At 70.0% G+C, this 24,197-nt stretch carries 23 protein-coding genes and 1 pseudogene; 9 read left to right on the top strand and 15 right to left on the bottom strand.

The features are described from left to right. Positions 1-9: 9 nt before the first annotated feature. Positions 10-711 carry an SDR family oxidoreductase gene (locus tag M3Q35_RS20165; RefSeq protein ID WP_273943468.1) on the top strand — a complete coding sequence of 234 codons (702 nt, stop codon included), beginning with the start codon at positions 10-12 and terminating at the stop codon, positions 709-711. On the opposite strand, the gene M3Q35_RS20160 is transcribed toward M3Q35_RS20165, so the two are convergent. Next, complete coding sequence (locus M3Q35_RS20160; RefSeq protein ID WP_273943467.1) at positions 680-1,657, bottom strand: GlxA family transcriptional regulator; 978 nt, start codon at positions 1,655-1,657, stop codon at positions 680-682. The genes M3Q35_RS20165 and M3Q35_RS20160 overlap by 32 nt on opposite strands. A 50-nt stretch (positions 1,658-1,707) precedes the next feature. Here M3Q35_RS20160 and M3Q35_RS20155 point away from each other — a divergent pair. Further along, positions 1,708-3,002, top strand: a pseudogene (locus tag M3Q35_RS20155) (MFS transporter). 31 nt (positions 3,003-3,033) lie between these two features. Here the strand turns inward: M3Q35_RS20155 and M3Q35_RS20150 are convergent. The 7 genes from M3Q35_RS20150 to M3Q35_RS20120 all read right to left on the bottom strand — a co-directional run bounded on the left by M3Q35_RS20150 (position 3,034) and on the right by M3Q35_RS20120 (position 11,584). Beyond that, positions 3,034-3,879 (bottom strand): hypothetical protein, encoded by an 846-nt coding sequence (locus M3Q35_RS20150; protein WP_273943465.1) that lies wholly within the window; start codon positions 3,877-3,879, stop codon positions 3,034-3,036. Positions 3,880-3,959: 80 nt separating this feature from the next. Further along, the gene (locus tag M3Q35_RS20145) at positions 3,960-4,832 is read right to left on the bottom strand and encodes a spermidine synthase (RefSeq protein WP_273943464.1); all 873 of its coding nucleotides are present in this window, start codon (positions 4,830-4,832) and stop codon (positions 3,960-3,962) included. Between the two features lie 38 nt (positions 4,833-4,870). Continuing rightward, positions 4,871-5,257, bottom strand: coding sequence for an adenosylmethionine decarboxylase (speD, locus tag M3Q35_RS20140; protein ID WP_273943463.1), 387 nt, complete (start codon positions 5,255-5,257; stop codon positions 4,871-4,873). A 74-nt stretch (positions 5,258-5,331) separates the two neighbouring features. Next, complete coding sequence (locus tag M3Q35_RS20135; protein WP_273943462.1) at positions 5,332-6,528, bottom strand: type III PLP-dependent enzyme; 1,197 nt, start codon at positions 6,526-6,528, stop codon at positions 5,332-5,334. Between the two features lie 212 nt (positions 6,529-6,740). Continuing rightward, a complete protein-coding gene (locus M3Q35_RS20130; RefSeq protein ID WP_273943461.1) occupies positions 6,741-8,876 on the bottom strand; it encodes a thiamine pyrophosphate-dependent enzyme in 2,136 nt (711 codons plus the stop codon). Continuing rightward, positions 8,873-10,030 carry an acyl-CoA dehydrogenase family protein gene (locus M3Q35_RS20125; protein ID WP_273943459.1) on the bottom strand — a complete coding sequence of 386 codons (1,158 nt, stop codon included), beginning with the start codon at positions 10,028-10,030 and terminating at the stop codon, positions 8,873-8,875. The genes M3Q35_RS20130 and M3Q35_RS20125 overlap by 4 nt, the downstream gene beginning before the upstream one ends. Next, positions 10,031-11,584 carry an aldehyde dehydrogenase family protein gene (locus M3Q35_RS20120; RefSeq protein WP_273943458.1) on the bottom strand — a complete coding sequence of 518 codons (1,554 nt, stop codon included), beginning with the start codon at positions 11,582-11,584 and terminating at the stop codon, positions 10,031-10,033. It abuts the gene before it with no gap. 134 nt (positions 11,585-11,718) lie between these two features. Between M3Q35_RS20120 and M3Q35_RS20115 the strand changes: the two genes are divergently transcribed. After that, complete coding sequence (locus tag M3Q35_RS20115) at positions 11,719-12,840, top strand: Glu/Leu/Phe/Val family dehydrogenase (RefSeq protein ID WP_273943457.1); 1,122 nt, start codon at positions 11,719-11,721, stop codon at positions 12,838-12,840. Between the two features lie 55 nt (positions 12,841-12,895). Continuing rightward, on the top strand, positions 12,896-13,765 hold the full coding sequence (locus M3Q35_RS20110) for an aminoglycoside phosphotransferase family protein (protein WP_273944406.1): 870 nt from the start codon (positions 12,896-12,898) through the stop codon (positions 13,763-13,765). 15 nt (positions 13,766-13,780) lie between these two features. On the opposite strand, the gene M3Q35_RS20105 is transcribed toward M3Q35_RS20110, so the two are convergent. Together M3Q35_RS20105 and M3Q35_RS20100 are read right to left on the bottom strand one after the other, a co-directional pair. Further along, positions 13,781-14,137, bottom strand: coding sequence for a hypothetical protein (locus M3Q35_RS20105; protein ID WP_273943456.1), 357 nt, complete (start codon positions 14,135-14,137; stop codon positions 13,781-13,783). Between the two features lie 107 nt (positions 14,138-14,244). Next, a complete protein-coding gene (locus tag M3Q35_RS20100) occupies positions 14,245-15,003 on the bottom strand; it encodes an NYN domain-containing protein (protein ID WP_273943455.1) in 759 nt (252 codons plus the stop codon). A gap of 95 nt (positions 15,004-15,098) precedes the next feature. On the opposite strand from M3Q35_RS20100, the gene M3Q35_RS20095 reads away from it, so the two are divergent. Then, positions 15,099-15,686: a hypothetical protein gene (locus M3Q35_RS20095; protein ID WP_273943453.1), complete on the top strand. Its 588-nt coding sequence runs from the start codon at positions 15,099-15,101 to the stop codon at positions 15,684-15,686. Between the two features lies 1 nt (position 15,687). On the opposite strand, the gene M3Q35_RS20090 is transcribed toward M3Q35_RS20095, so the two are convergent. The 5 genes from M3Q35_RS20090 to mdlC form a co-directional block, all read right to left on the bottom strand. Then, positions 15,688-15,906 (bottom strand): type II toxin-antitoxin system HicB family antitoxin, encoded by a 219-nt coding sequence (locus tag M3Q35_RS20090; protein WP_273943452.1) that lies wholly within the window; start codon positions 15,904-15,906, stop codon positions 15,688-15,690. Beyond that, positions 15,906-16,097 carry a type II toxin-antitoxin system HicA family toxin gene (locus M3Q35_RS20085; protein WP_273943450.1) on the bottom strand — a complete coding sequence of 64 codons (192 nt, stop codon included), beginning with the start codon at positions 16,095-16,097 and terminating at the stop codon, positions 15,906-15,908. The genes M3Q35_RS20090 and M3Q35_RS20085 overlap by 1 nt, the downstream gene beginning before the upstream one ends. Positions 16,098-16,105: 8 nt before the next feature. Next, positions 16,106-16,444 carry a hypothetical protein gene (locus tag M3Q35_RS20080; protein ID WP_273943449.1) on the bottom strand — a complete coding sequence of 113 codons (339 nt, stop codon included), beginning with the start codon at positions 16,442-16,444 and terminating at the stop codon, positions 16,106-16,108. 150 nt (positions 16,445-16,594) lie between these two features. Further along, positions 16,595-17,920, bottom strand: a complete 1,326-nt coding sequence (locus M3Q35_RS20075; RefSeq protein ID WP_273943448.1) for a glycosyltransferase 87 family protein — start codon at positions 17,918-17,920, stop codon at positions 16,595-16,597. 78 nt (positions 17,921-17,998) lie between these two features. After that, entirely contained in the window at positions 17,999-19,579 is a 1,581-nt protein-coding gene (gene mdlC / locus M3Q35_RS20070) for a benzoylformate decarboxylase (protein WP_273943447.1), read from the bottom strand. Positions 19,580-19,707: 128 nt separating this feature from the next. Here mdlC and M3Q35_RS20065 point away from each other — a divergent pair, with 128 nt between their 5' ends. The 4 genes from M3Q35_RS20065 (at position 19,708) to M3Q35_RS20050 (ending at position 24,146) form a co-directional block, all read left to right on the top strand. Beyond that, positions 19,708-21,987: a WS/DGAT domain-containing protein gene (locus M3Q35_RS20065; protein ID WP_273943446.1), complete on the top strand. Its 2,280-nt coding sequence runs from the start codon at positions 19,708-19,710 to the stop codon at positions 21,985-21,987. Continuing rightward, positions 21,984-22,847, top strand: coding sequence for a DMT family transporter (locus tag M3Q35_RS20060; protein WP_273943445.1), 864 nt, complete (start codon positions 21,984-21,986; stop codon positions 22,845-22,847). Before M3Q35_RS20065 ends, M3Q35_RS20060 begins: the two co-directional genes overlap by 4 nt. A 55-nt stretch (positions 22,848-22,902) precedes the next feature. Then, positions 22,903-23,607, top strand: a complete 705-nt coding sequence (locus tag M3Q35_RS20055) for an SDR family NAD(P)-dependent oxidoreductase (protein ID WP_273943443.1) — start codon at positions 22,903-22,905, stop codon at positions 23,605-23,607. Between the two features lie 182 nt (positions 23,608-23,789). Beyond that, positions 23,790-24,146, top strand: a complete 357-nt coding sequence (locus M3Q35_RS20050) for a hypothetical protein (protein WP_273943442.1) — start codon at positions 23,790-23,792, stop codon at positions 24,144-24,146. Positions 24,147-24,197: the final 51 nt, after the last annotated feature.

The following is a 24,197-nucleotide window of genomic DNA, read 5'->3' as shown; positions in this document are numbered from 1 at the left end:
GTGAGGTTCATGACCGATCCAGTGCTGCTGATCACCGGCGGCTCCAGCGGGCTCGGCGCCGCCACTGCCCGGATGGCCGCGCGGGCGGGCTACCGCCTCGTCCTGACCGCCCGCCACGCCGACCGGCTCACGGCGTTCGCCGGGAGCTTCGACACCCCGGTGCTCACGCTGCCGTGCGATGTCGGCGACTGGCAGCAGATCAGCGGCGTCGTCGAGCAGGCCGAGGCCCACTTCGGGCGCCTGGACGCGGTGTTCGCCAACGCCGGCAGCAGCGTCGGCACCTCGTTCCTCGGCCGCGGCGGCGACGATCCCGAGCTGTGGCGGGACATGGTCGTCACGAATGTGTGCGGGCCGGCCTACACCGCCCGCGCCGCCCTGCCGGTGCTGACCCGTTTCCAGGGGCACCTGGTGCTCACCGGCTCGGCGTCCGGTCGCGGCGTGCGTCCCGGCAGCCTCTACTCCGCGACGAAGTGGGCCGTCAGCGGTATGGCGCAGGCCATCCGGGCCGAATGTGTCGGCACCGGCGTGCGTGTGACGATCATCCAGCCGGGCCTGACCGACACCGACGCCATCCCGTCCGACCGCCGCGACGACCCCAAGCTGGCGCCGGACGACGTGGCCAGGGCGGTGCTCTACGCGCTGGCCCAGCCGTCCACTGTGGACGTGAACGAGATCGTGATCAGGCCGGTCGGCCAGGATCCTTACAAGTGAAGTTGCGCCGGTAGGCCAGCGGGGCGACGCCGACCGCCGCGTTCAGGTGCTGCCGCAGGCCGGCGGTCGTGCCGAAGCCGGCGTCGCGGGCGATCCGCTCCACCGACAGGTCGGTCGACTCGAGCAGGTGCCGGGCCCGTTCCACCCGTTCCCGCAGCAGCCACCGGCCCGGGCTGAGGCCGGTCTCCTCGCGGAACCGGCGGGTGAACGTGCGCACGCTCATCCGGGCGTGCGCGGCCAGCCGGCGCAGGTCGACCGGCTGGTCCAGGTGCTCGGACATCCACTGCCGGGTCGCCGACGTGCCGGCGTCGGCGACCTCCGGCACCGGCCGCTCGATGAACTGCCGCTGGCCGCCCTCACGCCAGGCCGGCACGACGATGCGCCGGGCCGTGTGGTTGGCGATCTCGCTGCCGTGATCCGTACGCACGATGTGCAGGCACAGATCGATGCCCGCCGCGGCGCCGGCCGAGGTCAGCACCTGGCCGTCGTCCACGAACAGCACGTCCGGCGTGACGTGGACCTGGGGATGCAGCTCCGCCAGCTCGTCGGCGTGGAACCAGTGCGTCGTCGCCTCGCGCCCGTCCAGCATGCCCGCCGCCGCCAGCACGAACGCCCCCGTGCAGATCGACACCCAGCGCGCCTTCTCCGGCACGGTCTTCAGCGCCGCTGCCAGCTCCGGCGACAGCTCCTTGGACTCCATCAGCGGCCCTTCGTACGGGCCCGGGATGACCACCGTGTCCGCCGTCGCCAGGATCTCCGGTCCGTGGTCCGGCATCAGCCGGAAGCCCGCCGTCGTCCGCACCGGTCCGCCGTCCAGCGTGCAGGTCAGCGTCTCGTACAGCGGCCGGCCCGAGGACAGCGACGCCGACGTGAACACCCGCGACGCGATGCTCAGGTCGAACGCCACCACGCCTTCCAGGGCCAGCACCACCACGCGATGGGTCATGGCCTGATTCTTGCACATAGTGGCCTTCGGGCCACTCGTTCCGGCCGGCCATCCTTGTCAGGATTTCCGGCGTGTTGAAGCTGCATCGGGCCTGGTGGGTGGCCGCCGTCACATTCGTCGCGCTGGTCGGCGCGGCCGGGTTCCGGGCGACGCCCGGGGTCCTGATGAATCCCCTGCACGCCGAGTTCGGCTGGTCCATGGGCACGATCTCGGCCGCCGTCTCGGTCAACCTGGCCCTGTACGGCCTGACCTCGCCGTTCGCCGCCGCGCTGATGGAGCGCTTCGGCATCCGCCGGGTGGTGTCGGTGGCCCTGTTCGTGGTCGCCGTCGGCAGCGGTCTGACGGTGTTCATGACCGCCAGCTGGCAGCTCATCCTGTGCTGGGGGGTGCTGGTCGGCCTGGGCACGGGCTCCATGGCGCTGGCCTTCGTCGCCACCGTGACGAGCGCCTGGTTCGTCAAGCACCGAGGCATCGTCACCGGCGTGCTCACCGCCGGCAGCGCGGCCGGGCAGCTGGTCTTCCTGCCGCTGCTGGCTTCGATCGCCGGCTCCGTCGGCTGGCGCATCGCCGCCTTGACGGTCGCCGCCGCGGCGTTGATCGTGGTGCCGCTGGTCGCGTGGTTGCTGCGGGACCGTCCCGAGGAGATCGGCCTGCTCGCGTACGGGGCGACGAAGCCCCAGCCTCGCCCGGAAATCACCGTCGGCGCCGGCCGGCGGGCCATCCAGGTGTTGGCCGGCGCGTCCAGGACCCGCAACTTCTGGCTGCTGGCCGCCGGTTTCGCCATTTGCGGGGCCACCACCAACGGCCTCGTCGGCACGCACTTCATCCCCGCCGCCATGGATCACGGCATGGGGAGACCGCCGCCGCGTCCCTGCTGGCCCTGGTCGGTGTCTTCGACATCGTCGGCACGATCTTCTCCGGCTGGCTCACCGACCGCCTCGACTCCCGCGTGCTGCTCGGCGCGTACTACGGTCTGCGCGGGCTGTCCCTCTTCGCACTGCCCAGCCTCTTCGCCGGCAGCACGCATCCCAGCATGTTGGTGTTCATCGTCTTCTACGGTCTGGACTGGGTCGCCACCGTGCCGCCGACCGTCGCCCTGTGCCGCCGCTACTACGGCACCGCCGGGCCCATCGTCTTCGGCTGGGTCTTCGCCTCCCACCAGGTCGGCGCCGCCTTCGCCGCGGTCGCCGCCGGCATCGTCCGCGACCAGCTCGGCAACTACGACGTGGCCTGGTACGTCGCCGGCCTGCTCAGCTGCTTCGCCGCGGTCCTGTCCCTGCTCATGCTGGCGAGCCGCAAAGCCCCGCTCCCCGAACCCGCCCTGACCCCCGCGAGTCCCGCTTAGCGTCACACCGAATGTCGGTTTCGTGCAGAACTCAACGCCGGCGCTTGCGGCCCGGCTTGGCCGGCTTGGCTGGTTCTGCGGCCTTGGTCTTCTTGCGCCGCAACCAGGTCCACACCGCCACCCCGGTGATCCCCAGCGCGCTGAGCGAGGCGATGATCGCGGTGAGGCCGCTGCTGAGCACCGTCCACACGCTGCCGACCGCGTGGCCGGTGGTCTGGCGCACCTCGAAGACGGCGCTCACCTGCGTGTCCGCCGCCAGCGGTTCGGCAGTGTCCGCCCGCAACGGCGTGAAGGTGGCGGTCAGCGTGTAGCTGCCGCTGGCACTCGGCTTCACCGTCCACGACCAGACCGCACGGTCGGTGTCGCGCAGCACCGGCTGGATCTCCGTCGAGTCCAGGTCGATCTGCGCCGGCGCATCAGACGTCAGGTGTCCGCGGATGCGAGCACCGATCTTGGTCGGGGCCTGGGCGGTCGTCGATGTGCTCGGCGTGGCCGGCAGCGGAGCCGGTGCGCCGCCACAGCGCCTGCTGGCGCTGCCGCACACCGAGGCCGAGAAGATCACCGCCTGGTCCACGTCCGTGGTGACCTTGTCGGGATAGCTCACGTAGCCGTCGATCAGATACTGCTGGTCGCCGACGACCGTGGTCTGGAAGATGTGCTGGGTGCTGTCGTCGGGGTTGCTGCCGGCAGTGGCGGGCGGCGACGTGGTCGGCGGTGCCCCGATCGGGTTGGAGTCCAGCGGCAATCCGGTGAGCACGAGCACCACCGCCACCAAGGCCACGACCGCGCCGGCGAGCTGGTACTGCTTGCGGTACAAGAGATACGCGAGCAGCACACCGACGGCCGCGCCGAGTGCGACGACGATCAGCAGGCCCACCACAACTCAAGCAGTCGCCGGCCGCGTGCGCACCGTTACATGGGCCTGGTGCGGACACCAGGCCCATGTATGGCGACGGGTCAGCCCTGGTGGCGAACCCGGTACGGGGGCACGGAGTTGCCCACCAGCGCCTCGGCGTCGATGGACTCCGGGCGGTAGCCCAGCCCGGGCAGCCGGGACTGCATCAGCGCGGTCGGGTCGGCGACCTCGTCGGCGCGGCCGAACAGGTAGGCCCACTCGTGCTCGTCCGAGCCGTAGTACGCGGTGGTGCCGAAGACCTCGGTGAACCGGCGCCACGAGGTGAGCAAAGTCTGGTTGCGCCACATGGTCTGGCAACCGGCCTGGGTGACGACCACGCCGCCCGGCGCGAGCACGGCCTTGCACATGGTCAGGAACTCGACGCCGTAGAGGCGGTTGTGCTGCGCCTCCTCCTCCCGCTCGTCGGGGAGGTCGACCAGCACGATGTCGTACCGGGTGTCGCCGTTGGCGGCGTCCACGAGGTACTGCCAGCCGTCGGCGTAGTGCACCTGCACGGGACCGTCGCCGCGCTCGGCGCGGGCCAGCTCCTCGGGGGTGTAGCCGTAGGGCAGGTGCTCGGCGCACAGCTGCACGGCCTGCGTGTCGATGTCCACGTGGTCGACGCGGGTCGCGCCCGAGGCCACGGCCATCTGGCACACGACGCCCTCGCTGGAGCCGACGACGAGCACCGACTCGATCTTGTCGGCCAGCAGCAGTGCCGGCACCATCAGCGCCTCGTGGTAGGTCAGCTGGCTGAACTCGGTGCTCTGCCGGTCGTTGTCGCAGAAGAGCGACACGCCCTGCTCGGTACGGGCGATCACGACGTGCTGGAAGGCGGTGTCGCCCTCGAAGAGCACCTCGTCCAGGTCCCACACCCGGGTCAGGCCGTGGCCGACCGGCTCGTGGATCTGGCTGGTTCGTTCCAGTGTTGTCACGTCAACTTCTCACAATCTTCATGTCAGGCAAGGGAAAGTCAGTCGTCCTTGCCGCGGCGGATGGTCTTCGCGTGCACGTACCCGGTGCGCAGCTCCTCGGCCAGCAGCTGCACCGCCAGCTCGGGTTTGGCCCGGTGGCCGCAGGTGAAGACGTCGACGAAGACCGACCCGATCTCTGGGTAGGTGTGCAGCGAGGCGTGCGACTCCGACAGCAGCGCCAGCACGGTGACGCCCTGCGGCTCGAACCGCTTGGAGGTCACGTCCAAGACGGTCGCACCGGCCTGGTCGAGCACCCTGGTCAGGATGTCGCGCAGCAACGCCTCGTCGTTGAGCAGATCGGCGTCGATGCCCTCCATCTCCGCGAGGACGTGCTGTCCGGTGAACGACCCGACGGTCTCCTGCACCGAGCCCAGTACTCCGGTCATCTATCACTCCCTACTGTTCCAGGTGAAGACAGACCTCCGGCGAGGCCTGCACACAAAATCGGGGGTTTGCCTGTTCAGAGGCAGTGCGTGGGCAGCGGCGCGAAACCGTTGAACGCTATGGACGAGTAGCTGGCCGTGTAGGCCCCGGTATTGAGGAAGTCCAGCTGGTCGCCCGCGCGCAGCCCCATCGGCAGCCGGTAGATGTTGTGCTGGTACAGCACGTCATCACCGTCGCAGGTGGGCCCCGCGAGGTAGACCGGTCCCGTGTCGCCGTCACGACCCGGGGTTGCCAGCAGGTACGTGATGTATTCGTTCTCGGTCTCGGCCAGTCCGTTGTACCGGCCGACGTCGAGATAGACCCAGCGCCTATCGTCCACAGTGGACTTGCGGGCGACCAGCACGACCTCGCAGCGCAGCAGGCCGGCGTCGGAGACCAGGAACCGTCCCGGTTCCAGCACCAGTTGCGGCCGGCTCGGGAAATGCTCGGTCACCGAGGCGTTGATCGCCGCGGCGAAGTCGGCCAGCGGCGGCGCGGGACGGCTGTACCGGCCGGGCAGGCCACCGCCGATGTTGAGCATCCGCAGCTCGATGCCCTCGGCCGCGAGCTTGGCGGTGATCTCCCCGGCCTGCTCGACGGCCGCGTCCCAGGCTCGCGGATCCAGCTGCTGCGAACCCACGTGGAACGACACCCCGGCCGGCGTCAGCCCCAGCTCGGGGGCCTTGGCCAGCAGCCGGGTGGCCATTTCCGGGGCACAGCCGAACTTGTGGCCGAACGGCGTCAGCGAACCGGTGTCGGCCAGCACGATCCGGCAGAACACCGCCGCGCCCGGGGCCATCTCGGCGATGGCCTCGAGATCGGCCTCGCTGTCCGTGGTGAACAGCCGCACGCCGCGCTCGTAGGCGTAGCCGATGTCGGCTCGCTTCTTGATCGTGTTGCCGTAGGAGATCTGCTCCGGACGGGCCCCTTCGGCCAGGCACAGGTCGATCTCCGGCGGGCTGGCCACGTCGAAGTGCGCGCCCAGCTCGACCAGCAGGCGCACCACCTCGCGAGCCGGATTCGCCTTGACGGCGTAGTAGAGCTTCGCGCCGTCGAAAGCCTCGAACAGCTCCGTGTAGCGCTCACGCACGGTCTGGAGATCGATGACCAGGCACGGGGTCGCGGGCTTTTCCCGCTCGAGGTACTCGCGGATACGGGCTATCGCCCCGGTCAGCTCCACCGCTGTCGGCGGAGGTGTCGCCGTGTCGACCGATGCTGTCGGCTGCGGCGCCATGACGGCGAGGCTCTGTCCCATTCCGCTACGTACCTACCAATTCTCGGGTCAGTGTGTGCGTCGACCCGCTCGCCGCTTGGGTGGTCACGATGCGCTGCGCATCGCGGCGAGTCATGGTAAGGCCTCAACGGCCCCGTTGGCGACCATCACCCCCTGTTGGGGCAATCGGACCGGAGTGGCGACACTCACACGGGCAGTGGTAACGGTGAACGTCAGCTGTGCAGTGGTTGTGCCGCAAGGGAAATCGCGGCGTCGTGGATGGTGTCCTCGGACAGCAGGACGGTGCGCGCCGCATCGCCGAGCGGGATGAAGCTGTCCTCGCTGGCCACCCTTCGGACGAGTCCGGTGAAGCCGCGATCACTCAGCGCGGTGACAACTGTCTCCGAGACACCCCCCGTTCGGCGGGTCTCGTCGACCACGAGCACACGGCCGGTGGCGGCGGCCTCGCGCAGCAGGTCGTCGGTCGGCAGTGGAGCGAGCCAGCGCAGGTCCAGCACCCGGGCGCAGACGCCGTCGGCGGCCAGCCGGCGGGCCACCCGCAGGCTCATGCGGACGCCGTTGCCGAACGTGACCATGGTCAGATCCGTGCCGTCGCCATACGTTCGGGCTCGGCCGATCGGCACATGCTCCGTCGGCGCGGGGGCCAGCCAGCCGCCGTCGCCGTCCTCGTGGAGGTCGCGGGTGTGGTACAGCGCAATGGGTTCCAGGAAGGCCGACAGCGTGCCGTCGACATCGGCCGCCGCGACGCAGGTGCGCAGCATGGCCGCCGCGTCGTCCGGCCGGGACGGTGAGGCGATCACCAGCCCGGGGATGTCCCGCAGCGCGGCGATCGCGTTGTCGTTGTGGAAATGGCCGCCGAAGCCCTTCTGGTAGGCGTAGCCGGCGATCCGCACGACCATCGGGTTGCGGTACTGGCCGTTGGAGAAGAACGGCAGGGTCGCGCCCTCGCCGCGGAGCTGGTCGGCCGCGTTGTGCAGGTACGCCAGGTACTGGATCTCCGGGATCGGCAGCAGCCCGGACACACCGAGGCCGAGGCCCAGCCCCAGAACGGACTGCTCGTCCAGCAGCGTGTCGAACACCCGGCCGGCGCCGGCCAGCTTCTGCAGGCCGCGCGTCACGCCGTAGACGCCGCCCTTGCGGGCCACGTCCTCGCCGAACACGCACAGGTTCGGGTACTGGCCGAGCAGTTGGGCCAGCGTCCGGTTGACCGATTGCGCGAACGTCGACGGCTCGGTCCACGTGAGCCGGTCGATGCGTGCTTCGACCTGCGCCGGCCGTCGGGGCGCGAGCGGGGCCATGACCGCCTTGGCGCTGTCCAGCTGCGGCCGTTCGGACGCGTCGGTGGCCAGCCGGTGGACCTCGGCGCGTTTGGCCTCGTACCGGTCGAGGACCTCGGCCGGCGTCAGAACCCCGGCCGCGACCAGGGTTTCTGCGGTGCCCAGCAGGGGATCCCTGGCCAGCCCGGCGGCGATGTCCGTGCCGCTGCGGTACGCGACCTCGGCGTCCGAGCCGGCGTGGCCCATCAGCCGCACGGTCGACAGGTGCAGGAACGCCGGCTTCCGGTGTCGGCGCACGTATTCCGCCGCCTCCACGGCGACCTCGCGTGTCTGCACGAGGTCGAAACCGCTGGCGTGGAAGTACCGCAGGCCTTCGCGTGAGCCGTAGGCGCTGGCGATCCAACCGCGTGGCGTCGGCACGCTGATGCCGATCCCGTTGTCCTCGCAGACGAACAGCAGCGGCACCGGCAGGCCCTGGTATGCCGTGTAGACGGCCGCGTTGATCGCCCCGGCGGCCGTCGAGTGGTTGGCCGAGGCGTCGCCGAAGCTGCACACCGTGATCGCGTCGTCCGGCCACGCGGAGGGCACCCCGAGCTTGCGCGCCCGCTCGATCGCGAACGCCACGCCCAGCGCGCGCGGCAGGTGCGAGGCGATCGTCGAGGTCTGCGGGATGATCGCCGCGTCGTGGTGGCCGAACACCTTGTGTCGGCCGCCGGCGATCGGCTCATCGGTGGCGGCCATCATGCCCAGCAGCACGTCCAGCAGCCCGCTGCGGCCGAGCTGGGCCATGCGCGCCAGGTAGAACGCGCCCGAACGGTAGTGCAGCAGCGCCGGATCCGTCGGCCGCAGCGCCGCCGCCACCGCCGCGTTGCCCTCGTGCCCGGACGAGCCGATCGTGTAGTAGCCCAGGCCGCGCGCCCGGAACTCGCGCGCGGCCAGGTCGATGTGCCGGCTGCCCAGCTGGGCGTCGAACAGCTCCAGCAGCTCCGGCCCGAGCTTCGTCGCCGGGCGTCGACCCGGCGACAACGCCTGCACCGCTTCGATGAAGTGCTCGTCGACCTGTTCCGTCAACGGTAGGCGCCGATCCCGGTGATCGCCTCGCCCAGCACCAGCGTGTGGATCTCGCTGGTGCCCTCGTAGGTCAGCACCGACTCGAGGTTGTTGGCGTGCCGCAGCACCGAGTACTCGGTGGTGATGCCGCTGGCCGCCAGGATCGTGCGCGCCGATCGCGCGATCTCCAGTGCCGCCCGGACGTTGTTCAGCTTGCCGAAGCTGACATGTGCCGTCTCGGCTTTGCCGGCGTCCTTGAGTCGTCCGATGTGGACGGCCGTGAGGAACGCCTTTTCCAACTCCAGCGCCATTTCCACCAGCTTCTGCTGGGTCAGCTGGAAACCGGCGATGGGGCGGTCGAACTGCACCCGGGTCTTGGCGTAGTCCAGGGCCGTGGCGTAGCAGTCGCGGGCCGCACCCACTGCGCCCCAGAGGATGCCGAACCTGGCTTCGTTCAAACAGGACAGTGGGGCCTTGAGGCCGCGGCTCTCCGGCAGCACCGCGTCCGCCGGCAGCGCCACGTTGTCCAGGACCAGCTCCGAGGTCACTGAGGCCCGCAGCGACAGCTTGTCCTTGATGTCTCGGGTGGTGAAACCCTTGGTGCCACGGGGAACGATGAAGCCCCTGACGCCCTCGTCGGCCCGGGCCCAGACGACCGCGACGTCCGCGATGCCGCCGTTGGTGATCCACAGCTTGCTGCCGTTGAGGATCCACTCGCCGTCGGACAGCTTCGCCGTGGTCCGCATGCCGGCCGGGTTGCTGCCGAAGTCCGGCTCGGTCAAGCCGAAGCAGCCGATCAGCTCGCCCTTGGCCATCTTCGGTAGCCAGGCCTGCTTCTGCTCCTCCGAGCCGTACTTGTGGATCGCCGTCATGGCCAGGGATCCCTGCACGCTCACGAAGCTGCGCAGGCCGCTGTCGACGGCTTCCAGCTCCATGCAGGCGATGCCGTACGCCGTCGCGCTGGCCCCGGCGCAGCCGTAACCGTTGAGGTGCATGCCGAACAGGCCCAGCTCGCCCAGTTCTGGCGCCAGCTCGCGGGGGAACGTGCCGTCGGCGAACCAGCGTCCCACGTTCGGCCGGACCTTCGCGTCCACGAACTGCCTCACCGTGTCCCGGATCAGGCGTTCCTCGTCGGAGAAGCCGTCGGCGACACCCAGCAGGTCAAGGGGATCCATTCAGCCCTCCAGCCGGTAGGCGAGGTCGGCCTCGGGCAGCTCGACCATGTCCATCTGCGCCTTCTGTAGCTTGCCGGCGTAGTCCCAGTTCATCGACTGCCAGCGGGTGAACTGGTCCAGCACCCACACGCCCGACTGGCGACTGCCGTTGCCCGACAGGCCGTTGCCGCCGAACGGCAGGTGCGCCTCCGCGCCCGAGGTCGAGTTGTTCACGCTGACCATGCCGGCCCGGCAGCGCTCGCGGAACCGGAACGCGTTGCTGGCGTTGGTGGTGTAGATCGCCGCCGACAGGCCGTATCCGTGGCCGTTGGCCAGTTCGACCGCCTCGTCGAAGGTGTCGAACGTGCCGACGCCGACCAGCGGGCCGAAGGTCTCGTTGCGGTACAGGGCGTCTTCCTTGGTGATACCGTCCACAATGGTCGGATGCACGAAGATGCCGTCTTCGGCGTTGCCGATGAAACCCTTGCGAGGGTTGGCATCCGTGATGCGGCCGGTGCCGGTCGAGCCGTGCACCGTGTGATGCGGCTGGACCAGCGTCAGGTACTCCTCGAAGCGCTCCGCGTAACGGGTGTCGATCAGCGGTCCGTAGAGGACGCCCTGGCTCGGGTCGCCGACAATCGCTTCTTCCACGGCCTTGGTGAACCGGCTCAGGAACTCGTCGTGCACCTCGCGCTGCACGAAGACCGTGCCCAGCGACGTGCAACGCTGCCCGGCCGAGCCGAAACCGCTGAACAGGGCACCCTCCACCGCCAGGTCCAGGTTCGCGTCGGCCATCACCACCAGCGGGTTCTTGCCGCCCAGCTCCAGGCACGGCGACTGGAGGTGCCGGCCGCACAGCTCGCTGATCCGCCGGCCCACCTCGGTCGAGCCGGTGAAGCCCACCTTGTCGATCAGCCCGTCCTGGAGGGCCTTGTCCAGCCCCTCGAACGTCGCCTTGCCGTCTGCCTGAACGAGGTTCAGCACGGTGCGCGGCACCCCCGCGCGCCAGGCCAGCTCGGCCAGCGCCTGGCCGACCGCCGCCGACAGCTCCGCCGGCTTCCAGACCACCGTGTTGCCGCACAGCAGCGCCGGCACCAGGTACCAGGACGGCACCGCGGCCGGGAAGTTCGCCGCCGTGATGATCGCCGTCACGCCGACCGGGACGCGGAAGGTGAACAGCTGCTTGTCCGGCATCTCGCTCGGCACCGTCTGGCCGTACAGGCGGCGGCCCTCGCCGAGGAAGAAGTCGCAGGTGTCGACGATCTCCTGCACCTCGCCCAGCGACTCGGCCAGCGGCTTGCCGATCTCGCGGGTGATCAGCCGGGCCAGCGCCGCCTTGTTCGCCTCGACCAGCCGGCCGAGGCGGGCGATCACCTGGCCGCGGACCGGCGCCGGGATCTTGGCCCACTCCGGCTGGGCGTTCTTCGCCGCTTCGGCCGCTCGAACGAAGGTGTCGGGCCCGGCCAGCGTCACCTCCGCCACCACGTCGTCGAGGTTCGCCGGGTTGCGGGAGAGGAGGACGGTGCCGTCGGCCTGCGGGTTGCCGGCGACGACGGAGGCGCACTTGTGCTGCATGGCCTCTACCTTGGCCAACCGCGCGTCGCTTCGCCAACTCCGTGAGGACTCGGGCTGATTGGTTCTAGCTCCAGCAGTGCTTACTCTTGGATCCCAAAGCCCTGTTCCTCCTGCATGTCGCTAGCGTGAGGCGCATGTTCGAGCTGATGGACGAGTGGGGTCCCGAGAAGGTCGTCTGCGTGTCCGATTCGCGGACCGGCATGCGGGGAGTGCTGGTCATCGACAACACCGCCCGGGGGATGGGCAAGGGCGGGACGCGGATGAGCCCTTCGCTGTCGGTCGCCGAGGTCGCCCGGCTGGCTCGGGTCATGACCTGGAAGTGGGCCGGCGTCGACCTGTTCTTCGGCGGCGCCAAGGCCGGTATCCGCTTCGACCCGGCGTCCGTGGACAAGGAAGCCGCCCTCCGGGCCTTCGTCCGCCTGCTGTCCAACGAGATCCCGTCCGAGTACGTCGTCGGTCTCGACATGGGTCTCACCGAGCGCGACGCCGCCATCGTCCAGGACGAGCTCCGCTCTCGTGGGGCCGCCGTCGGCACCCCTGCTGAGCTCGGTGGCGTGCCTTATGACCAGCTCGGCGTCACCGGCTTCGGCGTCGCCGAGGCCACCGACGCCGTCTTCCCCCTGGCCGGCCGCCGCGTCGTCATCCAGGGCCTCGGCGCCGTCGGCCGCGCCGCCGCCCGTCGTTTCGTCGAGCTCGGCGCCTCCGTCATCGCCGCTTCCACCTCCCTCGGGGCCGTCCACGACCCTTCCGGTCTCGACATCGACCGTCTTCTTGCCGTTCCCGACGACTCCGCCGTCCCCGCCTACGCCGGCGGGGAGCACCTTCCCCTCGGCTCCGAGCTGCTCATCCCCACCGACGTGGTGGCCCCTTGCGCCCTCCAGGACGTCATCGACGCTTCGCTGGCCGCGCGCCTCTCGTGCTCTTTCGTCGTCGAGGGCGCCAACATGCCCACTTCGGTCGAGGCCCAGCAGGTCTTGGCCGCCCGCGGCATCCCCGTCCTCCCCGACTTCATCGCCAACGCCGGCGGCGTCGTCGCCGCCGCGTACGCCATGGACGCCCGCCTTTCCCCGTTCCGCCCCGACCCCGCCGCCATCTACGCCACCATCTCCACCAAGCTCCGAGCTAACGCCCAGACCGTTATCTCCGCCTCTTCCTCCGCCGGCACCACCCCCCACCAGGCCGCCCGTTCCCTAGCCGAGTCCCGCGTCCGCACCGCAATGGAACTGCGCGGCCGCCTCCCGGTGGACGGCGTTTAGCTTCCCCGCCATCCCGAAAAGCGATTGGCACGACGTGCAAGCTGTCCCAGTGGACATGGAAGACGTCGCCGCCCGTCTGACCAGCCGTTTCGGCCCCGAGGCCGTGGATTGGCTGGCTGCGATCCCGGCCGTCACGGCGCGGCTGGCCTCCGCATGGGGATTCACGCCTGGCGAACTGTTCGAGAGCGGGGCCTCGTCCGTGATCATGCGGTGCCAGTGGCCGGACGGCACGCCGGCCGTGCTCAAACTCAGCCCCGATCAGCCATTGCTGGCCAAACAGGCCGAGATGCTCCGCCTCTTCGAGCCCACCGGTCGGGTGCCGGCAGTGTTGGCGGCCGACGTGGAAACCGGCGCCATGGCGTTGGAGGAAATCCTCCCCGGCACCGAAGCCGAGAACCTCCCGCCGGATTCCCTGCCACAACAGTGGGGCGAACTACTCGCCGCCCTGCACTCCGTCGCCCCGCCCGCGCACTGGCCGCTGCACCTCCGCGGCCGCCTCGACGAAGCCTTCGCCCGCATCGGCCGCCGCCTCTCCGACCCCACCATCGCCGCCCGAATCGACTGCGCCACTTGGCAACGGGCCATGGACCGCTGCGCGTTCCTGCTCGACACCCAGTCCCCGGTCGTTCTCCTCCACGGCGACCTGCACCTCGGCAACGCCCTCGACGGCGGGCCGTCGCGCGGCCTCATCGCCATCGACCCCAAGGCCTGCCTCGGCGATCCCTGCTTCGACGCCGTCGACTACGTCCTGGACGGCGCCGGCAAGGAAGGCATCGCCGCCCGCTGCCATCGGGTCGCCACCGCCTGCGGTCTCGACGGCGATCGGCTCCACGCCTGGGCCCAGGCCACTGCACCGATGACCGCCATCGCCCACCTCACCTACAACGGCCCGGCGGCGGCAATCGAGGAACTGCTCGCCCTGTGAAGTGACCGACGGCGCTCAGACGCCGAGGTTGATGCCTTCGGTGCCGTTGCTGAAACGGCCGACGGCTTCGACCTGGTCGCCGCGACCGGTGGCGTAGAAGTGGCCGATGTTGACGGTCGCGCCGTTGTAGGAGGCCAACACGACGATGAGCTCGCCGGCATCGCCGGGACCCCAGTTGCTGCACTGGCCGGGACGGATCACGAACGTCTCCTGGCCGCCGCGGCTGGGCCACTGCAAGGAAGCGCTGTAGTCGGCGAGCCGGTCGACGCACAGCTGCGCACCGCCGCCGGCCGGTGCGGCGGACGACACCGCCGGGGCGACAACGGTCAGTCCCAGCGCGGCAATTGCCGCCGCGGCCACGGATGCGCGCATGCGTTTCTCCTCAAGATCGTTGGTCGAAGAACGCCAGCGACAATAGGAGCGGTACTCGCGACCGAGCGCGACGATCGGGCGCGGGCAGGGGATCTTGGGGAAAACCCTCAGCTGCGGCGCTTGTCCCGTACGTACACGGTCGACGACTTGCCCTCGCCGGAGCTGCGGCGATTGACCTCGAACAACGTGGTCGCGGTGACCAGGTCGCTGAGCTTGGAATAGCCGTAGGTGCGGGAGTCGAAGTCGGGCCGCTGCTTGGTGACGATGTTGCCGACGCCGGACAGCGAGGCCCAGCCGTCGTCGTCGGAAGCGGCCTCGACGGCCCCACGCAGCAGGGAGACGAGGGCGGAATCGGCCTTGAGCTGGGCGGCGGGCTTGCGCGGCGCGGCGGACGCGGCCGGGGCGGCGGTCTCCTCGGTGTAGGCGAGGTTCTCGACGTAGATGAACTTGTCGCACGCCGCGACGAAGGGCTTGGGCGTCTTGCGCTCGCCGAAGCCGTAGACCGTCAGCCCGGATTCCCGCAGCCGGGCGGCCAGCCGGGTGAAGTCGGAGTCGCTCGAGACGATGCAGAACCCGTCGAAACGGTCGGAGTACAGCAGGTCCATGGCGTCGATGACCATGGCGGCGTCGGTGGCGTTCTTGCCCGTGGTGTACGCGAACTGCTGGATCGGCTGGATCGACTGGGCCAGCAGGTGGTCCTTCCAGCCCTTCAGGTTGGTGCCGGTCCAGTCGCCGTAGGCCCGTTTGACGTGCGCGGTGCCGTACTTGGCCACCTCGGCCAGCAGCGCCTCGGTGATCGAGGGCTGCGCGTTGTCCGCGTCGATGAGCACGGCCAGCTTGGCGGTGTTCTCGCTGGTCACGACCATCCTCCTGTCCGAAGTGGACGGTGTCTCAAGATGCGACGTCCGGTCGCGCCGGCCGGTCCTAGGCTAGACGCCCGAGCCCGGAGGAGGAGCGCCGCATGAGCACCGAGTCGAGCCACCCGACCACCGTGCGCCGGATCGACAGCCCGGCCGCGCGGACGCTCGCCGACCTGGTCGGCGTCTTCGACGACCTGCAGACCGTGCTGCGCTGCTGCGAGCGCCTGGTGGCCGAGCTCGTCGACGAGGAGGCCGACGCCGTCGTGATCGAGGGGGTCTGGACCACCGCCGTGTTGTCCTACGCCCGCTGTTTCGCCGACGACCGCCTCACCGACGACGACGTCAGCACCCTGCCGCTCAAGGGCGAGGTCCTCGAATGGCACAAGCTGCTCCGCCAGCTGCGTGAGCACTATGCCTCCGAGACCCTCAATCCCCGCGCCCGCTTCGAGGTCGGCGCCGCCGAGGCCGCCGACGGCCTGGTCGGCGGCATCGCCATCACCTCCGTCGACCAGGCCGTCCTCGACGACGTCACCGTCCGCCAGACCGGCGCCCTCGCCTACGAGCTGACCCGCCTCGTCGACCAGCGCATCAACGACCAGCAGCAGCGCGTCCTCACCGCCGCCCGGGCCTTACCGCCCGCCAACCTCGCCGCACTCCCGTTCATCGACCTCGTCGGCCCCGACCAGTGACTCAGGCGGCTTCGACCGTCGTCGCGATCACGGTGTTCGGCCGCGGCATCGGCTCGCCGAGCTCGCGCATCACGTCGAGATGCCCCTGGACAGCCACCCGCATCTCCTGGAGCGTCTGCTCAGGCGTGTCGCCAAGGGCCACGCAGCCGGGCAGGTCGGGAGACCAGGCGCCGTAACCACCGTCCTCGGCGCGTTCGACGATGATCGCGTACGTGCTCATCACTGGGGCCTCCTGCCAAGTCCTGCCTGCTTCAGGATGCTTCGCTCGGTGCCGACCGGCAAGTCTCGGCTCGGCTTGCCCGGCACGGTCACCACACCTGGCTTGGTCGGGTGCACGTAGTGCCGATGACTCCCGGTCGTTCGATGTAGCCGCCATCCGTCCGCCTCGATCAGCTTGATGATCTCGCCCACCTTCAACGTCACTGCTCGGCCCCGCACAGTTCCTCGACCTCGAGCGTCTCCGTCAGCTCGACCACTTCATCCGCGGTGAAGACGACGACGGCCTGCTGGTCCTCGGGCAGCAGCAGGTAGAGCTCCATGGGCAGCCGCGGCGCGGCGGGGTTCACCCACCACTGGTGGGGGTGCACGCCGAGCAGCCAATCGCCGTACGTCGCGTGCCGGCAGGGGACGCCGAGGCTGTCGCCCTCGCGGAGGGCCTCGGCGAGCTCAGCGAGGTGCTGATCCCGCACGGTGACGGTGAACTGCGCGGCACGGGTGAGCCGGATGACGGCCTGCCGGACCCGGCGGTCGTGCCGCACGACAGTCACGGTGGGAGTGCCGTCGACAAGCCGGCACGGAACGGAAACGGGAGAGAACATCGTGGTGCCCCAAGGGTTCGAATGCCATGGGCTATTCGAACCCTTCGCGGGCCGCGGCCACGCCGCCCGGAGACGGGCTTGGCGCCAACCCTAGCGGCTGGGCACCCGATCCCGGTTGTCGATCACCCCGTCGGTTGACGTGACAACCTTCGAACGGCGTAGGTGCACGAGCGTGAACACGGCGGTGACCAGGTAGGCGATCAGGTACCAGTTGCGGGTCACGATCTCGCCGGGCCAGTTGATCATCCAGATGCCGGCGGGGGCCCGCGCGCCCGGGTCGTGCACGGGGAAGCCGACGGGCCAGGCGAACACGCTGATGTAGACGTACGCGGTCAGCACCCACATGGACGCCAGCCGGGTGGCCAGGGCCCGGTGCAGGGCGAACACGGCGAGCGGCACGAACCACACCCAGTGGTGCGACCACGAGTACGGCGACACAGCCGTGGAGCACATGCCGACGAGGGCGACGGCGAGCAGGTCCTCGCCCCGCCTGTGCGCCACGACGGCGGCCCAGATGCCGAGCCCGCCGATCAGCGCCGCCAGCACGATCCACGCGGTCTGGGTGGCCTCGGGCGGCGACACGAGCCGGGCCAGGAAGCCCCGCAGCGACTGGTTGCCGGTCGACCAGACGTCACCCACTCGGGCGACCTCGCCGAACTTCTGCCCGAACCAGTAGTTGTAGGCGTCCCTCGGCTTGAACACGAAGCCGAGCGCGATGGTGCCGACGAAGCTCGCGACGGCCACCCCGGCCGCCTTGAACTGCCTGGTCAACAACAGGTACGGGATGAAGATCAGCGGCGTCAGCTTGATGCCGGCGGCGATGCCGACACCGACGCCCATCCAGTTGGACCTGCGGATGCGCAGCAGGTCGGCGACGACGATGGCCAGCAGCAGGACGTTGATCTGCCCCAGGTACAACGTGGTCCGCACCGGCTCGAACATCAGCGCCAGCCCGGCGGTCAGCGCCACCACGACGATGACGTTGCGGTCCCGCCGATACCCCATCCACCGCCAGCACCGCGCCACCGCGAACACCAGCAGCAGCACGGTCACGACGGTGTAGACGATGTCGGCCGCGCCCAGCGGCAGCAGCGCCAGCGGGGCGAAGATGACCGCGGCGAACGGCGTGTAGGTGAACATCAGGCTGGCCACCAGCGGGTGGTCGTACAGCGACCGACCGTCCAGCACGGTCAGCCCGCCGGCCCGGTAGACCTCAAGGTCGATCTGGAACCACATGCCGACCGGCCAGATGATCGTGCACACCACGAACCACGCCAGCACGGCCAGGATCGCCCACGGTGTTGCCCGCCGGATCCATGTCGGCACGTTCAGGGTCGGCGCGCCATCGGTGACGCCGGGCAGGAAAGAGTCGGCGACCCGGGTCCAGAACCCACGGGTGGTCTTGGCGTCCGACACTGCGCTCCTTCGTGAAATGCCCACGATCGGGCGCTTGACCAGCCAGTTCGGGGATACCGTCCAAGGTAACACGGGCCGTCAGTACAGCGGTGAGTACCCCGGATCGACCCGCACATGCAGCACCGTCGGCCCGCTCGCCCGTACGGCGGAGGTCAAGGCCTCCTCGAGCTCGTCCGGACGTTCCACCAGCCGCGACCGGCAGCCCATACCCTCGGCGAGCGCGCAGAAATCCAGTCCGCCGAGCTCCACCCCGGGCGCCTTGGCCACGCCCGCGCTCTCCGCCATCGACCGCAGCGCCGCGTACTGCGCGTTGTCCAGCACGACAAACGTGACCGAGGCGTGCTCTTTGGCCGCGGTCCACAGCGCCTGGATGCCGTACATCGCCGAGCCGTCGCCGACGACCGCGACGACCGGGCGGTCCGGCGCGGCCAGCGACACCCCGACCGCGCCGGGCAGGCCGTAGCCGAGCACGCCGCTGGCGATGGTGAAGAAGCCGCGGCCACGGGCCGTGATCGGCAGGTGTTCGTGCAGGTCGTTGCGGTGGCTCGGGGCCTCTTCGACGACGACGGCGTCGGCCGGCAGCAGCCGCCGGATCTCCGACAGCACAAATGCCCCGGTCATCGGGATGGTCGGTGTCGGCTCCGCAGCCCGTGCACGGACGGTAGGCGCCGGCCGTGACGACGGCCCGACCAGCTCGGTCAGCGCCTGAATGGCCCGCCGGGGCGTCGACAACAGCGCGCTGCCGGCCGGTGCCCACGACAGGACCGTCGGATCGTCGTGGACGAGGTGCAGCGGCGGCAGTTCCGGGCCGTCGGCCGGGGTTTCCACGTGATAGACGAACGCGGGCGCCCCGATCACCAGCACACAGTCGTACGGCTGCAACGTGTGCCGGAGCTGCCGATCGGCCGGCGGCAGGAAGCCCGCGAACAGCGGATGGTCCTCGGGAAACGAGCAGCGGGACGACATCGGCGCCGCCCACACCGCCGCCCGGGTGCGCTCGGCCAGGGCCACGGCGTCCTCGACGGCGTCGTCCGCGTCCACCGACGCCCCGACGACAATCGCCGGCCGCTCAGCCGTGTCCAATGCCGACGCGATCACCCGGATGGCCGCCGCGTCCGGTCCGAAGCCGGCGACCGGCGGACGTGACGGAACGTCAACTCCTGGCTGGTTCCAGTCGTCCACCGGGACTGACACGAACACCGGACCTTGTGGCGGCTGAGTGCACAAAAGAAGACCTCGTGCCAGCGCCGCCGGCACGTCGGCCGCCCGCGCCGGCTGCGCGCTCCACTTCACGTACGGGCGCGGGAACTCCGGCGCGTCGACGGCGCCGAGGAACGGCTCCCCGTTGAGCAGCGACCGCGCCTGCTGACCGGCGATGACCAGCAGCGGCGACCGGTTGCGGAACGCCGTGACCAGGCTGCCCAAGCCGTGACCGACGCCGCCGGAGGAGTGCAGGTTGACCACCGCCGGGCGGCCGCTGAACTGGGCGTAACCGTCGGCCATCGCGACCACCGACGACTCGTGCAGGCCGAGCACGTACCGGAAGTCGTCCGGCCAGTCGGCCAGGAACGGCAGCTCGGTCGAGCCGGGATTGCCGAACACCGTTGTGCAGCCCCAGCTTCGCAGCAGATCCCTGGTCACTTGCCGCACCGTCGCCATGATCGGCAGTCTAACCCCGGCTTGTGCTGCGCTGACTACCTTCTGTCACCGGGATGCGCGGTCCAGGGGAGGAGTTCATTCGGTAAGTCGTGTGGCGCGGTCGGCCTCGGTGAGCCAAGCTGATCACCGTGCTGGACTCGGCGACGCCGCGACGGATCCTGATCCTGTCCGCCGACATGGGCGAGGGCCACAACGCCACCGGCCGTGCGCTGCGCGCGGCCGCCGGGCGGCTGTGGCCCGACGCCTCGACGCACTGGCTGGACACCCTGGACGTGATGGGCCGCGGGGTCGGGCCCGCCTTCCGGCGGATCTACGTCACCAACGTGGAGAAAACGCCCTGGCTGTACGAGTTCTTCTACGACTCGGTGTGGCGCTACCGGTGGTTCGCCCGGGCGTCGAAGCGGTTCGTCGGCGAATGGGCCGGTCGGCGGCTGGCCGCCAGGATCGACCAGATCCAGCCCGACCTGATCCTGTCCACGTATCCACTGGGCACGGCCGGCCTTGACTGGCTGCGCCGGCATCGCGGCCTGGAGACGCCGATCGGCGCCTGGGTGTCGGACTTCGCGCCGCATCCGTTCTGGGTGTACCAGGGCATCGACCTCAACCTGGTGATGCACGAGGTCGCCGTGCCGGTGGCCGCGCGCAGCGCGCCCGGCGCCACGGTGGCGATCTCCGCGCCGACCGCCGACGAGGTCTTCCAACCGGGTGATCGCGGCGCCGCGCGGGCCGAGCTGGACCTGCCCCATGACAAGTTCATCTCGTTGGTGGCCTGCGGTTCCCTTGGTTTCGGACGGTCCGAGGACACCGTGCATGAACTGCTCGAGGGCACTCCGGACGGCGTTGTGGTGGTGGTCTGCGGTCGCAACGAGCGGCTGCGGGCCAGGATCCGCGCCGCCGTCGGCGACGATCCGCGGGTCCGGGTGCTCGGCTGGACCGACCGGATGGCGTCGCTGATGGTGGCGTGCGATGTCGTGGTGACCAATGCCGGCGGGGCAACCTCGTTGGAGGCGCTCGCGGTCGGCCGTCCGGTGCTCATGCACCGTCCGATCGCGGCTCACGGGCGGGCCAACGCGAAGCTGATGGAGGACGCCGGGATTGCTGTGGTGTGCCAGCGGGAGGGCGAGCTGGCCGCGGCCGTGCGGGACCTGCCGCGACTGGCGCAGATGGAGCGGCTGGCGTTGAAGCAGGCCGACGAGCGGCTGGTCGAGGAGGGTTTGCAGGCCCTGAACTCGGTTCGGCCGGAGCGACTCGAGCGGGTGTTGTCGGCCGAGGACGCGCTGTTCGTGCACATCGCGTCGCCGCGCGTGCCGCAGCACGTCGGCGCAATTCTGGAGATGTCCCGTGAGGTCGACGTTTCCGACGTCGCCGGGATGTTGGACACCATGCACGGCGTCCGCGGGCACGTGGATCCTGGGTCGTGGTGGCGGCGGCCGCGCTGGGCGCAGGACGAGTCCCTCGACACCAAGGCATTGGTGTCCGAAGTGGACGGTATGCCGTTGCAGCACGCCGTGGACACCTTCTACGCCGAGCCGTTGCCCATCGGCGCGACCGCCGCGGCGTTGATCGTTCATGGTGCTACTCCGGCCATTCTGTTCAAGCTCGACCACGCTCTAGGTGATGGCGTTGCCGTGCTGCGCGGGCTGTTGAGTGGCACCGACGGCAAAGGTCGTGCGTGGACCAGTCCCGTAGGGCATCAGGTCAGCCACAAGCTGCCGCGGCTGCGGTTCAGTGGCCTGAAGGCGTTGGCCCGCGCCGGTTCCGTGCCGCGTGGGTCGAAATTCGGCGCCACCCGGCGCTTTGGTCTGGCCAAGCTGCCCGGCGCCGAGGTGCGCGCCACGGCCCGTGCTCTTGGTGCGACGCCGACCGAGCTGCTCCTCGCCATGTTTGCCCTGGCCTACCAAGGGGATCAGCTTCGCGTGATGGTCCCGTGGTCGTTGCGTGGCACCGACACCCTGCGCGCCGCCGGCAACTGGACCGGGGCCGTGTCCGTCGACCTGCCCGTGCAGGAGACAGATCCGTTGCGCTGCTTGAAATTGGTTCAGGACGCCCTGAGGTCGGGTGTCGAGTCCGGTGCCCCCGAGGCCGCGAACTTCGTTGTGCGCCTTATCGGTTTGCTGCCGCCACCCGTGCATCGATTGTTGGCTCGGCTCGTGTACCAGTCGCGGTGGTTCGGCGCCATCGCTTCCGTGATCCCCGGGCCGCGGTGGAAGGTCTCGCTGGGCGGCTCGGAGATCGAGGCCGCTTACGCGGTGCTTCCGCTCGCCGAGGGTGTCCCCGTCGCGTGGGGCGCGTTGACCTGGGGACGGTATGTGACGGTGTGCGTCACCGGTGGCGGGGCGGCCGACGGCCAGCCGCTCGCCGCCCGGATGGTCGACGCGCTGAGGGAGTTCTCAGGCAGGACACCATGAATCTCCTCGTCGCCGTGCCCGCCGCTGTCGGTGGCGCCGCCTTCTTCGGGCTGACCAGTGCCCTCCAGCACCGGGCGACCCAGCAGGTGCGGCGGCGGGAGGCGTTGCAGCCCGGGCTGCTCGTCGACCTCGCTCAGCAGCGCGTGTGGCTGCTTTCCTTGGTCGCCAACGCTTTCGGCGTGATCCTCCAGTGGGTCGCCCTCACCACCGGCCCGTTGGTTCTGGTCCAGCCCCTGCTCGTCACCGGTTTGCTGTTCGGCGTCCTGTTCTCCGGCTCTTTCGACCGCATAGTCCTGCTCGGCGCCGGCCTCTGCGTTTTCGGCCTGGCCGCGTTCCTTTTGGTCGCCCAGCCCACCGGCGACAGCCAGGAGATGACCCTCGGCGCCGTTCTGCCTTTGGCCATCGGCCTTTTCGCCCTGTTGGCCATCTGCCTCGTCGTCGCCGCCCGCCGCCCCGGCAACACCCGTGCCCTCGCCCTCGCCGTCGCCGCCGGCGTTCTCTACGGCGTCAGCGCCGGTCTCGCCAAGCTCGCCGCCGAGGAGCTGTCCCAGGGCATTCTCGTCATGCTCACCCATTGGCCCATCTATGCGGTCGCCGTCTGCGGCCCCGTCGGTTTCCTCTTGAGCCAGAACGCCTTCCAGGCCGAGCGCGCCCTTGCCCCCGCCCTCGCCGTCATCACCATCCTCGACCCCCTGGTGGGCATCGGCATCGGCATCCTCTGGCTCGACGAGTCCCTCCGCTCCGGCGTCGGCCCCGTCATCGGCCAGGTTCTCGCTCTTGCGGCCTTGTCCGGCGGCGTCTTCGTCCTCAGCCGCCGTGCCCCCATGACCGCCGCCAAGGAGCCCGAATGCCAGCGGTGACCGGGATTCCCGCCCACCCTGCCGAGGAGACCTTCATGCTTCGCTCGGAGGCCGCATGCCTTCCGTGACCGGCCTGCGTGCCCTCGTCACCGGCGCTTCTTCCGGCATCGGCGCCGCCACCTCCGACGTCCTCGCCGCCAAGGGCGCCACCGTTCTCCGCACCGCCCGCACCATCACCGGCCCTTCCTCCTTCGCCTGCGACCTCGCCATCGACGTTTCCGCCTTGGCCTCTTGGGCCGGCGACGTCGACCTCCTGGTCCTCAACGCCGGCCTCGGCCACGCCGGCCCTTTCGCCGCCATGCCCCCCGGCCGTATCGCGGAGCTCTTCACCGTCAACGTCGTGTCCCAGCTCGAGCTCGCCCGCGCCCTCCTCCCCGGCATGATTTCCCGCCGCCGCGGGCACATCGTCCTCGTCTCCTCCATCGCCGGCGCCATGGGCGTAGCCGACGAGGCCGTCTATTCCGCCACCAAGGCCGCCCTCCGCACTTTCGCCGACGCCCTCCGCCTGGAGGTCCCCGCCATGGGCGTCACCGTCGTCCACCCCGGCGTCATCGACACCCCCTTCTTCGACCGCCGCGGCACCCCTTACACCCGCCGCCGCCCCCGCCCCCTCCCTCCCGTCACCGTCGCCGAGGCCCTCGTCTCCGCCATCGAGCACAACCGCCCCGAGATCTTCGTCCCCTCCTGGCTCCGCTTCCCCGCCCGCCTCAACGGCTTCCTCCCCTCCGTCGTCCGCGTCTTCCAACGCCGTTTCGGCTGATCCATCCCGATTGCCCGATTGGTTCGCCAGATTGCGCCTTTCGGCCTCTTTCCTCCGGTCACTCCCCTCCGGCAGCCTCACCCCTGGCTTGCGCCGTGTCCGCGCGCAAGGGGGGATCTCTCGAAAGTGGAGTTGAGTTCGTGACTGCGCGCGTTCGTCGTTCGACCGGTACCTACACCCCCGTGGCCCGATTCGTGCTGCGGAAGTCGAAGTCGGAACTCGACCTCGACGAGTACCGCAACGGGGCCGGATTCAAGGTGATCAGCTTCTTGCGTCCCGTCGAGGCCGTCGGCACTCCGCTGACCCTCACCCGTGGACTCCTGAACCTGGTTCCCGGCGAGCCGATCACCTGGAAAGGCCGGGCCGGAGTGCAGGTCTTGACCGGGCCCTTCGAGCTCAACGAGACCGGCGGCAAGCTCCCCTTCGGCGCCAGCTTCGCCAAATGCCTGCTTTCCGCCGGCGAGAACGACTACGAGCTGACCGTGCCGAAAATCGACCTGCCCCTGATCCGCCTGGCCCTGGGCCTCGAGTCGGCTTAGCCGGCAGCCCACCTGACCACCCGGGCCGGTGGAGTAGTTCATGTCATCGAA

Origin of the sequence: Kutzneria chonburiensis (assembly GCF_028622115.1) — a bacterium.
GTDB lineage: Bacteria > Actinomycetota > Actinomycetes > Mycobacteriales > Pseudonocardiaceae > Kutzneria > Kutzneria chonburiensis.
Note: the sequence above shows the minus strand (reverse complement) of the source record. Positions and strands in the feature narration are given on the sequence as shown.